The following is a 14,013-nucleotide window of genomic DNA, read 5'->3' on the forward strand; positions in this document are numbered from 1 at the left end:
GTTGATTTGATGAATGTTTGTGATATTTTTATATAAATAATGGCGCGGCCCCAGACCGGGCTCCGCGCAGACAGGAACTATTTCAGGCAGAAACGAGTACTGTACGTTATCGGGCAGATGAATGATCAGAAATGAACAGTCTGGCGGTTAGGTTTCTTTGAAAAAGCCTGTTTAGGGACAGAGACCAACTGTTTAAAAACTGGCATACAGATCGCTGATATTGAATCAATATGCAACCTTTCGTATGTTTAAACTGAACTTTAAAATCGCATGGAGGAACCTTTGGAAATATAAAGGTTATACGCTCATTAATATACTCGGTCTTTCAGTAGGAATGGCATGCTGTATCCTGATCTTTCTGTTTATACGCTTCCAACTGAATTTCGACAATGGGTACAGCAATGAAAACCGGATCTACCGTTTTGTGACCAGCTGGAAGTATGATAGTTACAGCGATTATTCCCAGGGCGTTCCTGTTCCGCTGTTCGCTGCTGCAGCAAATGAACTTGCCGGCCTTGAGAAAGTTTCTCCTTTGGTACGCAGATGGCGGATGATACATGTGAAGGATAAAACTGGCAGGGTCATCTTCAAAACAGAAGATGGGGTGTTTTATACCGGGCCCGGTCTCTTTGATATTTTTAACATCAGCTGGCTTCATGGAAATCCTGAACAGGCACTGGCGGCTCCAAATACCGTTGCCCTGTCTGAAGCAACGGCGAAGAAATTTTTTGGCAGTACAGGGAATGCCATCGGGCAAACGATCCTGTTAAGTAATCAGACGAACCTGAAAGTCACAGGTGTATTTAAAGATATGCCTGAAAACAGCAGTTTGCCTTTGAAGATCGTGGTCAGTTACCAGACTTTCGACCAGAAAAATGCTAAGAACTGGGATGCTGTAGCTTCACAAACGGAATGTTACGTGCTCTTAAAAAAAGGGTTAAAGGTAGAAGACCTGCAAAGCCCTCTGGCACATTTTAACAAAAAGTATTTTGAGGACCCAAAGATTGCAGGCAACCAGAAGGTTGCTTTGCAGGCTTTGAGAGCTATACATTTTAGCGAACAATACGGAAATTTCGCTGATACCTCCATCACGATGAGCCATATTTATGGCCTCGCCACGATAGGCGTGTTTTTAATGCTGACGGCCTGCATAAATTTCATCAACCTGTCCACCGCCCAGTCTGTATACCGCTCTAAAGAGGTGGGCGTTCGTAAGGTAATGGGCAGTAAACGCAGTCAGTTAGTCATTCAGTTTTTAACCGAGACCTGCTCTGTGGTGATGCTGTCTCTTTTAGCAGCGTGCATATTAGCCGAGCTTGCTATTCCTGCAATGGAAAATCTGTTGGGCAACAGGATGACTTTGCGCCTGGCATCAGATCCGGTCGTTTTTATCTTTATGTTTATCCTGCTGATCCTTGTAAGTGTACTTGCCGGTTTTTATCCCGCAATGGTGATCTCTGGTTTTAGTCCCGCACTGGCCATAAAGAACAAAGTGACGATCAACAATAATGGTTTAAGCTTACGGAAAATCCTGGTGGTACTGCAGTTTGCAGTAACTATTGTTTTGATCATTGGTACGCTGATCATCGTTGGCCAGATGCGGTATATACAGCAAAAACCACTGGGCTTTACAACATCCTCCATTGCAATGGTCAATATGCCGGGCGATAGCCTCAGCCGGATCAGATTTAACACTTTTAAAGAAAAAGTACTGCATACACCGGGTGTCAAAATGTTGAGTTATTGCACGATCCCTCCATTATCTGAAGATACCTGGGCGACAGATTTTAGTTATAATGGCGTTAAGAATACTGACTTTGAACTGCGAATGTCTATCGCAGATGGCAATTATTACAAGCTGTTTGGCCTGAAAGTGATTGCCGGTACAGCAGACTTTAAAACTGACACCGTTAAGGCTTGTGTGGTAAATGAGACTTTTGTCAGAAAGATGGGAATTTCAAATCCGCGGGAGGTACTTGGGAAAACAATTGAAGCCGGCGGTAATATGCTGCCAATCAGGGGCGTGATCAAAGATTTTAATGATAAGTCTTTGAAAGAAAGTATTTCTGCATTGCTTATTTTTCCGAAGAAGAACGAATACTATAAAGCTGCTGTTCAAATAGACACAAGGCTCCTTATGCCCGCAATGAAGAAGGTGGAGTCCTTGTGGAATGATGCTTTTCCCAATTACATTTACAGCGCACGGTTTGTGAGCGATGAGGTGAACAAGCATTATGAAAGCGAACGGATAACCGGTGTTTTGTTCAGGGTATTTGCGGGAGTGATCATTTTCATCTCTTTCACCGGTCTGTTTGGCCTGGTATCATTTGTTGCTTCCCAGCGGACAAAGGAAGTGGCCATCAGGAAAGTGCTGGGTGCATCAACACTGGAATTAGTGAAGATGCTGAACAACTCATTTGTACTGATGGTTCTGATTGCAAATCTGGTTGCCTGGCCGCTGGGCTATATTTTTATAGCTAAATGGCTATCTGGCTTTGCTTACCGGATAGATATCAGTATATGGCCGTTTATGCTGGCGTTTGCAATTTCCATGCTGATCACCCTGATTACCGTGAGCATACAATCGTATAAGGCTGCGGTGGCGAATACGGTTGATGCCCTGAAATATGAGTAGCTATTTGTACTACTGCGGGAGCGACTTTACTTTTTCGTAATGTGATTCTGTACCATCGGCCGCGATAACGCCCAGGAAAACGATCAGTTTCTTTCCCGTAAGATTGATATATACTTTATCCTTATTGTTGTTGAACAACAGGCTGTAATTGGATGTACTGTTATTGATGGCCATCACGTCTGGCTGCACGGTAAATGTTCCGCTTGCTTTGAGTTTATTATTCTCGTACCATTCAAAGTTACTGCCGCTGAAGGTGAGGATATTGCCCGTTCCGGATGCAAAGTTTGGGTCAGCACCGGCAATTTGGATACCTTCAATACGTTTAAGTTCCCAGCTGCCGTTCAGGCTTGATTCTTCGGTTTTCTTTTTGCAGCTGTTTAGTGACAGCAACAGTAAGATGCTGATTGAGAGCGTTAAGATTTTTTTCATTAAAAGATGCGCATGTGAAAGCCTGCATTGGCTTCTTCCTGTAAAGCGCAGGCGGAGCGCAAAACGCTACAAAAAATGAGAGCCGGATGAGTAAACCGGCTCTCATAAAAAACGACGAATTATACAGAATTTTATTCTGCGTATTTATGGTACGCACCAGAAATCCTGACACAAATATGTGGGATTAATAATTGAAATTAAACCAATTTTTAGCAATAAGGAAAAATTTCTGCAGCCTGGATTTTTGAGTTGCAATTGTTTTGTTTGGCGGCTTAAAAATGTATGTTGCAAAATATAATTTTACAGTGATGTACAATCTATGTAATTCTTTCATATAACTGATTATAAACAAATTACAACTAATCCGATTTAGTGTTGTAACTTTAACCTGATGGTGTATTTGAGCTAAAAAAGAGTGGTGATTTAGCGCTTATTAATAACATCTATTTGTGTGAAAATCTCATAAATATTTTTAGATTTGTTTAATAGGGATAATAAATTACAGAATTTTTGTGTCAGTATGACTTGTTTGCGGATGTTTACCGCAGGGTAGGATTATGCAATATTAGCTGTGAGTTTAATAGCTTACAATTTGTCGTTAAGTTGATCAGCCCATTAGATATTATCGCCAGTAATTAATATAAAGTTTTCAGGAATTTGTAGAGAATTTTTATGGTAAACCACGGATTATATGACGTTCTTTTTAATGTCAAAAACTTGCCGGATGAGCTTAAAGATGGTAACACCCGTGAAGAGCTGATGCGTTTTATTGATTTACACCTTACTACCAGCAATCATAAAAAAAATCAGTTGCTGCTCACACCGGGCCATATTGCAGACCAAATTTATTTTCTTGAACGCGGAGCTGCCCGGGGTTACTTTCATGATGAAGATGGAAAGGAGCATACCTTATATTTCTGGGATGAAAAGAGCTTTGTTATTGATTCCTTAAGTTTTTTTAGTGATCAGCCCAGTGATCTTTATATTGAAGTGATGCAGGACAGCATTCTTTTATCGCTTTCGCGCAGGAAACTGAATGAAATTTTGAAAAGCTTTCCTTGTCTTAATATGGTAATAGATCTCATCATGCTTAATGATTTTAAGCAATGCCGTAAAAGAATAATGGATTTTATCTCGCTTAACCCTGTTGGCAGGTATGTTCAACTGGTTAAATCCATTCCGCGGGTAGATCTAAAATTTCATCAGCAGGAAATCGCTTCTTATCTGGGCACCAGCCGTCAGACAGTTTCCCGTTCAAAACGTGCTTAGCCCTGGCTTAGAGGGCATCTTTGAACGGGTTTAGGGATAACTATCTTTATTTCGGATTTTGTAACATTTGTTACAGCGTTTTGTGAAAAACTTACATCACTTTGTATAAAATGAGAATCTCTTTGCTCCAAACGGGCACAACTATAAGGAATATCGTGTTTAACTTGGTACTATAATTTTTAACCTATGGAAACCACATTAAATAAACTGCCATCCTCTAAAATTTCAAGTAAAACCAAAGCGGTTATTGCTGACGTTGCAGCTTATTCTTTCATTATCCTGTTTATTTACACCGCAACCAGCAAAATCCAGTCTTTTGAATCTTTCAAATTAGTGCTGAGCAAATCAGTATTGATAGGTCAGTACAGTACCTTGGTTGCCTGGGCTGTTCCTTCTGCAGAAATTATCATTAGCCTGTTACTTATTTTTCCGCTTACCCGAAAAGACGGGTTGATTTCTTCTCTGGCAATTATGCTGGTTTTTACAGCGTATCTGATTTATATGGTGAATTCCGGAACGCAGTTGATCTGTACCTGTGGAGGCGTTCTTAGCTCCCTAACCTGGCAACAGCACATTTGGTTTAATGCTGTTTTCATTGTGCTCGCTGCTACAGGGTTGAAATTTTACAAATCTGAACAACTGTAATGCCTGATAAATAAAACTGAACAAACAAAATATTACCTATTATTCAAACCTTAAATTTTAAACCATGAACAAAATTATTATTGGCTTACTTGCCGCAACAGTTGCTGCAGGGGGCAGCGTATTGACTAATCCTGAGAAAAAGTATTCTACAGGCGACTGGTATGGACATACTTTGTCGGGGGCGTATACGAGATTTAGCAGTCCGTACCTTCTTGGGCTTTGCCTACCGCTTTCAATTGACCCATGTGCGTATTATGAAACACCTGCCGGAGATGGGCATATCCCGAATTCCTTCTCCAGTGCACAAGCGATGGAATGGGAAGACGATGGATATCTGGTAGGTGTAGGATCGGGTTTTTACCTTGGCCTTTAAGTTACAAACAAACTTTAAATAAATTAGAGGTAATAATAAAAGGGGCTTAGGCCCCTTTTATTATTACCTCTAATGACGGTTTTCAATGACGCTGATACTATCTGAGGTTTTGCTTTATTCCACTTAGTGCAATTTCGTCACTTGGAATTGGGAAAACATACCTCACATCATTTGGCAAGAGGGTAGTGGTTGTCCCGTTTAAAATACGTGTGAGCACAATGCCGTTTCCTTCTTTATTCAATCTTTTGATATCATCCCATCTTAATCCTCTCCATACTAATTCTTTCCGGCGTTCCAGCAAAGCAAGATCAAGTGCCTCTTGCGCTGTTGCAGCGGTTAATGGTGTAAACGAAGATGAAGGAAATCTTTTGATTAACAATGCATTCAATACCGATAGACTGACAGCAGTCCTTCCATTCCTCGCGGCACATTCTGCTTTGATCAGATAAACTTCATCAGTAGCCAAACCAGTATAGGGAAAAATGTTCTGTCCAAAATAATTGCCTCCCATGATATATCCTTTTGCAGAAGGCTTAAAGTAAAGGCTAAGCCTCAGGTCATTGGAACTGTATAATTGCAGCAGGTCCTTGTTGATAGTAATGAAATTATTAGCTATACCGGCACTTGTGGGATAAGATGGAACCGCTGCGGTGGTAAATAAGGTTTCATCATTTGTTTTAGAAAAAGGATATAACTCAGAAGCGTTCAGGGTTTGATAATCTATGAGCTTGCTATATAAAGCGAGACAACTATCTGCTGCCAGTTCTGCTCTTTCATAGTCACCCATACTAAGGAAAATCCGGGCCTGCAAAGCATAAGCCGATACTGCTGTCGGTTTATTCTTTTGAGCAGTAGGAATGGATGTGCCTAACAGAACTCTTGCAGAATTTAAATCTTTCAGAATCTGCTGATAGCTTTCTTCAAGTGTTGAACGTTGTACAATCTCATCAATTTCCGGTCTTAATTTGAGCGGGATGCCTAAGTCTGTGCCTGAAGTTCTGCGATCATAAGCTTTACAGAAATTTCTGGCAAGGTCGTAAAAATGATATGCTCTTTCGAATAATGCCCATCCTTTAATACAATTCCATTTCGCTATATTGTCTGCATTAACCGTAATTTTCTCTAATCCACTTAGTACCTTATTAGCGTAAAATACTGCGACATAGGGCCTGGCCCAGTCCTGAATATTGGGTTGGCCGCCAAATAAATCGGCACTCCAGATGTAAGCATTCCTTTCGGTGGCACTGCTTGCCGACTGCCAGGTCGGATAGTCTACATAGTTATATTCATCAGCAGATAAGACAGGCAAGGCAGAGGTAGAATAAGTGAAGTTGTCACCTTCCAGCAGGTTTTCAAAATCATCAAGAGTAACCGGCTGCATGATATTGGTTGATGGCCTGGCATCTAAAAAATCTTTTTTGCAGCTTGTCAGTAAGCCAGAGTCTACTATAATCAGCAGTGCCCAAAGGAAGATTCTTGTATTGTTATATATCGTTTTCATGACCTCGTTAAAAATTAGTTTTAATACCAAAAGAAATACTTTTTGCAATCGGATAGCCAGATCTTGCATCTGGATCAATGTGCCGTTTATTTGCCCGCCATATAATGCCTAAATTATTTGCATACGTATAGAAACCCACTGAACCTAAGCCAATTTTCTTTAAACCACTTGTGTTAAGTGTATAAGTTAGCTGAACATCATTTAGCCTGATGTGGTCTCCCTTTTCTATTGTTGACTCCGATAAAGCATAGAACTGATCCCGGCTCACGCTTGCGGGATTAATAAGTGATGGAACCGTTGTGATGAATTCGTCTCCCGGTTTTTGCCATCTTTGACCATATTCATTGGAATGATAATCGCCACTATATAGTAAATTGTATTGCAAAGCGGAGCGTCTAAAATGATAGCCGAATTTGTAGCCGATATTAATTGATAGTTCCAGTGAGCTTAAACTGAATGTGTTTCTAAATGATCCAAAGATTGTTGGAACTGCCGAGCCTGAGAACTTCAAATTGTTGCGATCTGTTGAATTATTGATTGAAGTGTAATTCTTGCTGATCTGGCTTCCAAGAAAACCCTGTGGATCTCCTTCAGCATCCAGGCCTGCAGATTTAAAACCAAAAAGCGACTGAATAGGGTAGCCCACTAAGGGCGTAATAGAGCGGGGATTGAGAATACTTAAATTTGATCCCGTATTCGCCTGATAGTTGGTAACTCTGTCTTTTGATATATTGAAGATCCCGGTAGTTGTCCATCTGATTAAACCATTGAGGTTACGGGAATTCAATTGAATATCAATTCCGCTTGTGTGCGTGTCTGCAACATTACCGGTAAATATGCTTAGGCCAGTTTGTTGTGAGATCGGGCTGGAGCCAATCAAATCTGCACCATTTTTAATATAATATTCCAAACTTCCGGAAATTATTTCTTGTTTGAGACCAAAGTCAATTCCAAAATTAATATTCTTTACACGTTCCCAGCGAAGGGAAGGATTTGGTGGGTTGGTAATCGTAGTGAATGGTGTTCCCAGATAATTTTGGGAGGCATTGGGGCTTGCAGTAGTAAATGCAGTGATTGTCTTGTTTACATTTCCATTATATCCATACGTTGCCCGGATCTGTAACCTTGGCATCCAACTGAAATGATAGAATTTCTCTTTGTCTAAACTCCATGCCAGGCCGGTCGAGAAAAGCGGTACACCCTTTTTCTGAGCCGAAACTCCGAATAAATTGGATTCGTCCCTACGGTAACTCGCAGATAATATCAGGCGACTATCGAAAGTGTATATTGCATTTGTATAGTAAGAAATATAGTGATCTGTAGTGCCTCTTTGAGTGGTCGCGCTGTTACCAATGCGAATTGCTTTGACACCATAATAGGCCGGAAATAATGTGATAGGATCTATTTGCACACTTGTTTCGGTATCGGGGTCGTATCCATACTGGTTCTGGCTGTCCGTAGAGAAGTTCTCCGACCGGATTTCATAACCTGCAATTGCATTGATATTGTGTTTTCTGGAAATAGTTTTTTTTAGATCCAGCTGGGCACGCCCGTAATCGGCATTGAGTAGGTTATTAGTTCTGTTGTACAAACTTCCGATTGGCAAAGGATTTGTCACAATCCCTGTGGTTCTATTGATCTGCGTAACTTCGTTGATGGCATTTCTGGTATTATAGGAGTCTAAGCTATGTAAGGTTTTATTCATACCAGTTGAACGATAGTACTGATAATTAACAGAAAATGCCAGGGGTTTAAGAATCTGGTATCTCAATCCGGTATTCACTCTAATATCAGTAGATTCTCCATGAAAAGAATTTGCTTTTTTTCTCAGCTCATCCAAAGGCCGGTATTTCCAGTTGAGCAAATTACCATTCCCGGCAGTATCAGTATAAGCAGCACGCAGACCAGATATGGGTAGAACCGCCAGCGGCTTATCATCGCGATCCGCAATTTGTTCATAAGGATATAAAGGAAAATATCCTTCAAGATTATCATTCTTCGCAAGAGATCGTACAAAAGTAATATCAGTAGTCAGCTGTACTTTATGATCCGCCAGATCATACGTATTATTCGCTTTCAGGGTATACCGCGAACTGGATGCGCCAACGTTCACCGGGCTGAATCTGTCATAACCTGCGGATAAATGATATGTATTACTGGCGCCGCCTCCGTTTAAACTCAGATAATACTGCTGCTGCAAGCTCTTGCGATAAAAATACTGATCCAGCTGCTGCCGTACATCGTTTTGCTTCAGCGCCTCAATACTTGCCTGTGTTGCGACTGTATTTGCGGGAGTTTCTTTTGCGAGAAGCGCAACAACGGGCGAAATCAGATCATAATCGTTTCGCAGTGTAGCATTGTAACTCCCTTTGGAATACAGGAATTTTTCTAGATCGATGAATTCCGCAGAAGTCATTTGCGGTTGATAATACAGATCAGGTTTATCACCTATTGTCACATTGGTATTAAAACCAACCTTTGTTTGCTGATTGAGTTTTCCTTTTTTGGTTGTAATTACGATCACACCATTGCCAGCCCTAACGCCCCAGATTGCTGCTGCCGCTGCATCTTTTAAAATCGTGACATCCTCAATGTCATTGGGATTGATCGTATTCAGATCGCCCTCAAAAGGAAAGTTGTCAATCACGATCAGCGGCTTGGTTTCAGAGAACAGCGTGCTTCTTCCCCGTACGCTGATTCCGGTAGTGTTTCCAACCCCTCCATCAACCAGCAGGCCATTTGTGACCCCTTTGATCCTGCTGATAAAATCCGGCGATACGGAACGGTTAACCAGCTTGTTGTCGATCAGTACAAATGAACCGGTACTTCCTTCGCGGGATACCTTCTGGTAACCTGTCGACAGGATCGCTACTTCCTGCAGCTGGTTCACGGCCTGCCGCATCCGCAGGTCTCCAAGGTACTGGCCCACCCTCACTTCGATGCTGTTGTAACCCAGATGCGAGATGATAAGTGTGGCATTTTCATCCACTGCTGTGAGGGTAAAGTCGCCCAGAATATCCGTCACCTCCGTTCTGTCGCTGCCTTTGATCCTGGCTACAGCTCCTTCCATCGCTTTACCGTTTTCGTCCACTACGCGGCCATGAACGTCAATTTCTTTATATGGGCGCCTGGACTTGCCGGCATTGCCTGCCATTCCGGAAGATCTGCGCCTGCTGAGGATTATATTCTTGTCTACGATTTTATAGGTTAACTGAAGAGAACGAATACATTTTGAAATGGCTTCTTCGATAGTAGCATTTTTAAGAGAGATGTTAATCTTTGGGACATTAAGGTCAAAATCTTTGGCCACAAAGACAAATTCAGTCTGTTTTTCGATGGCATGCAGCGCGGCACCCAGACTGATGTTTGTTTTTTCAAGATTGATTCGCTGACTATAGGACTTAGCGCTTACTTGTAACAGGGCAATGAAAAATATCACAGCGGTTAACTTCATTTTCAATAGCAATTTTTTAGGCAGCCGGAGGCCGGACATGCCTGGTTTAAAAGCATATATTTTCATACTTTTGTTCTGTTTGGGTTAGTTACATGAATTTGGTCAAATAGATTTATCCCGATTTTATCGGGAAGGGTTAATCCAAACGATATCGCAGAAGTGCTCGCAACACTTCTGCGTTTGTTTTTGAACCAACCGGATTTGCGTCAGAGAACCTGCCGTTGATGTGAAGTTGTGGTCATGTTTTGGGTTTATTTGTTCGAAATCTGGTATATTTGGTTGATTAAATTGCTCTTACTTATTGCTCATGATAGTTACTTTTCTGTTTTCTATCTTATAGCTGATACCTGGGCTCAGCAGTATTTCAAGTACCTTTGACAGTTTAATATTGCGGTAAACTTTGCCATCGAGCTTTTCTGTAGGTACAGCTCCTTCATATTGGACCTCCACATTGTACCAGCGTGCGATCTGGCGCATTACAGTTTGCATATCATCATTCTGAAACTGGAACAAGCCATTTTTCCATGAAATGGATTCATCAGCATTGATATCCGCCACTGCGATTCCCCGATCTGTTAGTATTGACTGCTGACCAGCTTTAACTACTTTGAACAGCACAGTTTTATCAACTGCAGTTTTTTTGCCTGGAAGGTACTTTGGAGAATGGGGAGTGGTCATTACCGCTGCGGAACCTTCAAGAACTGTTGTTTTCACACCGGGTTCTTCCCTGTAAGAATTGATATTGAATTTTGTTCCGATGTCTTTTACGTCCTGGCCATCTGTTTCCACGATAAATGGCCGTTTCGCATTGTGCACCACTTCAAAGTAGGCTTCGCCCCTCAACACCACCCTGCGCTCTGACAGCGACGAAAAAGTAGCAGGATATTTTAATGTCGAGGCAGCGTTTAGCCATACCTTGGTACCATCAGGCAAACACACACCATATTGACCACCTTTTGGAATTTCTATTGTATTGTATTCAGCTTTTTCTGCTGCTTTTCCTCTGCCTAAAAATTGTTGACCGGTCAGTGTATATGTTAATTGTCCGTCACTGGTTTTCATGATCTTTACCCCGGCTTGTTTAGCCAGTTCTCCATTATCCGCAGTTGTCAGATCGATACTTCTGCCATTCGCCAGAATCAGCCTGGCCCGGTTGCCGCCCGGGGCCACATCAGTTACATATACGGTGTCCGGCTTTTCGTTATTTGTCCAGTTGTTCCAGAAATAGAAGGTGATACTCATCGCTATGATTAAGAATGCAGCCACCTTAGAATATAGTGAGATATAAAATTTTCTTTCCGCTTTGTTCAAGCATGCAAATAGTGCATTGTCCATTTCCGCCATCCTTTGTTGAAAAATCTCTGGTTCAAGTTTCGCGTTTGAAGCTTTGGCATGTTCCAGGTACCAGTGATGAAGCTGAAGCAACTCCTGATCAGTGATGGTTCCGTTTCCGTATTTTTCGAAAAGATTGGTTTTTGATGAAGTATTCATATGACAAGCATTACGTAGATGATTTTTTAAACGGGATCTTTCCAGAGATTGTAATCCCCGTTTAACCATATGACGGAATGCAGGCGCGTTGGTAGTACGTGCTGGCTGAAAAAAATTAATAAATATTTTTTAGCCGGTAGAACTGAGCGGAGCGAAGCTTTTTACAGCAAAGTGAGGGAGAGCAGGCTGAGGTTTATTCTCAGCCGCAGGTGTTTGATGGCTTTGTTGATCTGCTTTTTAACAGTGTGTTCAGAAATACAGAGTTCTTCGGCAATCTGTTTGTGTGACAGGCCCTGATTTCTGCTCAGGTCAAAAACTTCGCGCATTCTTGCAGGGAGGCTGGCAAGTGCCAGACGGAACAAGGCCAGTGTTTCTTTTTCGATATAACTTTCATCCAGTGCCGCAGTTCCCTTTTCCAGGTAACACTCCAATGAATCCAGATAGCGGGTGATCGTTTTCTGATGCCTGATAAAGTCAATGACCTTGTGGCGGATAGACCTGAAAACATAGGCCTCCACTGTAGTTTTTACACTGATCGAATGGCGTGTTTCCCAGAGCCGGATAAACATCTCCTGAACGACGTCTTTAGCTTGCTCATCATCTCCGAGCATTCTAAAAGCCTGAAAATACAAGGGGCCTTTGTACCGGTCATAGAATTCTGCGAAGGCCTGTTTATCATCGCTTTTGATTAATGAAACAAGTTCTTCGGCAGGCAGGTTTGTATATTTGGCCATTGTAAAGATGTCTAAACTTTAATTCTACAGAGAATACATCCATATACGTATTCTTTGAAGGAGTGGATTTGATCTAAAGCATAATTATTATGTTAAAATGAACGATGTGTGTGCTAAAACGACTCTACTTCTCTTCTTTGCCTTTGATAGATAAGCAGGGCAGCCAGAAAACCAACAAATACCATCGCCATACTAAAAGGAAAAATATAAAGCATCCCAAAATGACTGGCTACACCTCCAACTAATGGCCCGGTGATGCCTAGGGAAAGATCGATAAATAAGCCATAGCCACCAATCGCAGCGCCCTGGCTGGAGGAAGGTACAAGCTTAACAGCTTCCACGCCGAGTGCGGGAAAAACCAGCGAAAATCCAAGTCCTGCAATGCCTGCACCAATCAGCGCTACATGCGGGGCATTGGCAAGCCAGAGGATCAGCAATCCTACAGTTTCCAGTGCCAGGCAATACATCGCTGTTTTCATCCCTCCCGAGGTTTCTATGGAACGGGCAAACATGATACGCCCAAGGATAAATAAGATACTGAACACAGAAAGGGCCAGGACAGCGCCCGTCCAGTTCAGGTAAGCGTAATACAGCGTGATAAATGTAGATATCGTACCAAAACCCAGTCCGCCAAGCGCCAGGCAGATCCCAAAAGGGGATACCGTTTTGAGCACCTGAATAAATGGGAGCCTTGGGGCACTGGTATTTACTCCCCTTATGGCTTTTTTACTTTTTGCATAGATCAAACCGATTATACCTGCAGCAATGATCACGATCCCTATACTGCCCATCCCAAATGCATTGTTCAGCAGGAGGCCTAAAGGAGCACCTGCAGCAAGGGCACCGTAACTGGCAATCCCGTTAAAGGACATTGCCCGGCCCGTATATTTGTCTCCCACTGCAAAGATTGCCCAGTTCACGGGGCTTGCCCCAATGAGGCCTTCTGCAAAGCCTGTCATCAGCCTGGTTAGAACGAGCGTCCCCAGGCTCAGTGCGGGGATATCCCTGAACATATATGCAGCAAACATCAGGATTCCACTCAGCGAGAATCCTATCATGCTTAACAATACCGCGGGTTTTGGTCCTTTTTTATCAACAATGTTCCCTGCATATCCACGCAGCAGAAAGGTAGTGACATACTGAATGCTGATGATGATCCCCGCGATCATCGTACTGTAACCCAACCGCTGATGGATAAACACCGGCAATATGCCAAGGGCCAGTCCTATGGTAAAGTAACCGATAAATGTAAATGTGACAAACCCTGCAATTGTTATACGGACCTTAGATAAGGAAGCGCCCGCATGTGTTTCTGCTTGCATAACCCTGGTAACTCTTAAATAAGCACGCAAAGTTATACGCGAGCGCTCTTTAAAGGGAATAAAAGGGAAGACTTTACTTAAATCTAACATTGCAGGCATGCTAAATTAAAATTGTAAATTTGATCTGAATCCTTAATAACCAAACCTGTTTTTAATCAAA

The 14,013-nt window shown here is 42.1% G+C and carries 10 protein-coding genes; 4 read left to right on the top strand and 6 right to left on the bottom strand.

Annotation, left to right across the window (positions count from 1 at the left end; all coding sequences use genetic code 11):
• Window positions 1-244 precede the first annotated feature (244 nt).
• Window positions 245-2,635: an ABC transporter permease gene (locus FN831_RS03080; RefSeq protein ID WP_142526756.1), complete on the top strand. Its 2,391-nt coding sequence runs from the start codon at window positions 245-247 to the stop codon at window positions 2,633-2,635.
• Between the two features lie 9 nt (window positions 2,636-2,644).
• Here FN831_RS03080 and FN831_RS03085 read toward each other — a convergent pair whose 3' ends face one another.
• Complete coding sequence (locus FN831_RS03085; RefSeq protein WP_142526757.1) at window positions 2,645-3,064, bottom strand: hypothetical protein; 420 nt, start codon at window positions 3,062-3,064, stop codon at window positions 2,645-2,647.
• Between the two features lie 672 nt (window positions 3,065-3,736).
• Here FN831_RS03085 and FN831_RS03090 point away from each other — a divergent pair.
• The 3 genes from FN831_RS03090 (at window position 3,737) to FN831_RS03100 (ending at window position 5,351) form a co-directional block, all read left to right on the top strand.
• Complete coding sequence (locus FN831_RS03090) at window positions 3,737-4,333, top strand: Crp/Fnr family transcriptional regulator (protein ID WP_142526758.1); 597 nt, start codon at window positions 3,737-3,739, stop codon at window positions 4,331-4,333.
• Window positions 4,334-4,519: 186 nt separating this feature from the next.
• The gene (locus tag FN831_RS03095) at window positions 4,520-4,978 is read left to right on the top strand and encodes a MauE/DoxX family redox-associated membrane protein (protein WP_142526759.1); all 459 of its coding nucleotides are present in this window, start codon (window positions 4,520-4,522) and stop codon (window positions 4,976-4,978) included.
• Between the two features lie 64 nt (window positions 4,979-5,042).
• Window positions 5,043-5,351 carry a hypothetical protein gene (locus FN831_RS03100; RefSeq protein WP_142526760.1) on the top strand — a complete coding sequence of 103 codons (309 nt, stop codon included), beginning with the start codon at window positions 5,043-5,045 and terminating at the stop codon, window positions 5,349-5,351.
• A gap of 97 nt (window positions 5,352-5,448) precedes the next feature.
• On the opposite strand, the gene FN831_RS03105 is transcribed toward FN831_RS03100, so the two are convergent.
• The 5 genes from FN831_RS03105 to FN831_RS03125 form a co-directional block, all read right to left on the bottom strand.
• Window positions 5,449-6,852 carry a RagB/SusD family nutrient uptake outer membrane protein gene (locus tag FN831_RS03105; RefSeq protein WP_185960366.1) on the bottom strand — a complete coding sequence of 468 codons (1,404 nt, stop codon included), beginning with the start codon at window positions 6,850-6,852 and terminating at the stop codon, window positions 5,449-5,451.
• Between the two features lie 7 nt (window positions 6,853-6,859).
• Complete coding sequence (locus tag FN831_RS03110) at window positions 6,860-10,306, bottom strand: SusC/RagA family TonB-linked outer membrane protein (RefSeq protein WP_185960367.1); 3,447 nt, start codon at window positions 10,304-10,306, stop codon at window positions 6,860-6,862.
• 294 nt (window positions 10,307-10,600) lie between these two features.
• A complete protein-coding gene (locus FN831_RS03115; RefSeq protein ID WP_185960368.1) occupies window positions 10,601-11,797 on the bottom strand; it encodes a FecR family protein in 1,197 nt (398 codons plus the stop codon).
• 161 nt (window positions 11,798-11,958) lie between these two features.
• A complete protein-coding gene (locus FN831_RS03120; RefSeq protein WP_142526764.1) occupies window positions 11,959-12,531 on the bottom strand; it encodes an RNA polymerase sigma factor in 573 nt (190 codons plus the stop codon).
• Between the two features lie 113 nt (window positions 12,532-12,644).
• The gene (locus FN831_RS03125; RefSeq protein ID WP_246101320.1) at window positions 12,645-13,943 is read right to left on the bottom strand and encodes an MFS transporter; all 1,299 of its coding nucleotides are present in this window, start codon (window positions 13,941-13,943) and stop codon (window positions 12,645-12,647) included.
• Between the last annotated feature and the right edge of the window lie 70 nt (window positions 13,944-14,013).

The sequence above is a fragment of the Pedobacter westerhofensis genome, assembly GCF_900182595.1.
In the GTDB taxonomy this organism is placed as follows: Bacteria; Bacteroidota; Bacteroidia; order Sphingobacteriales; family Sphingobacteriaceae; genus Pedobacter; species Pedobacter westerhofensis.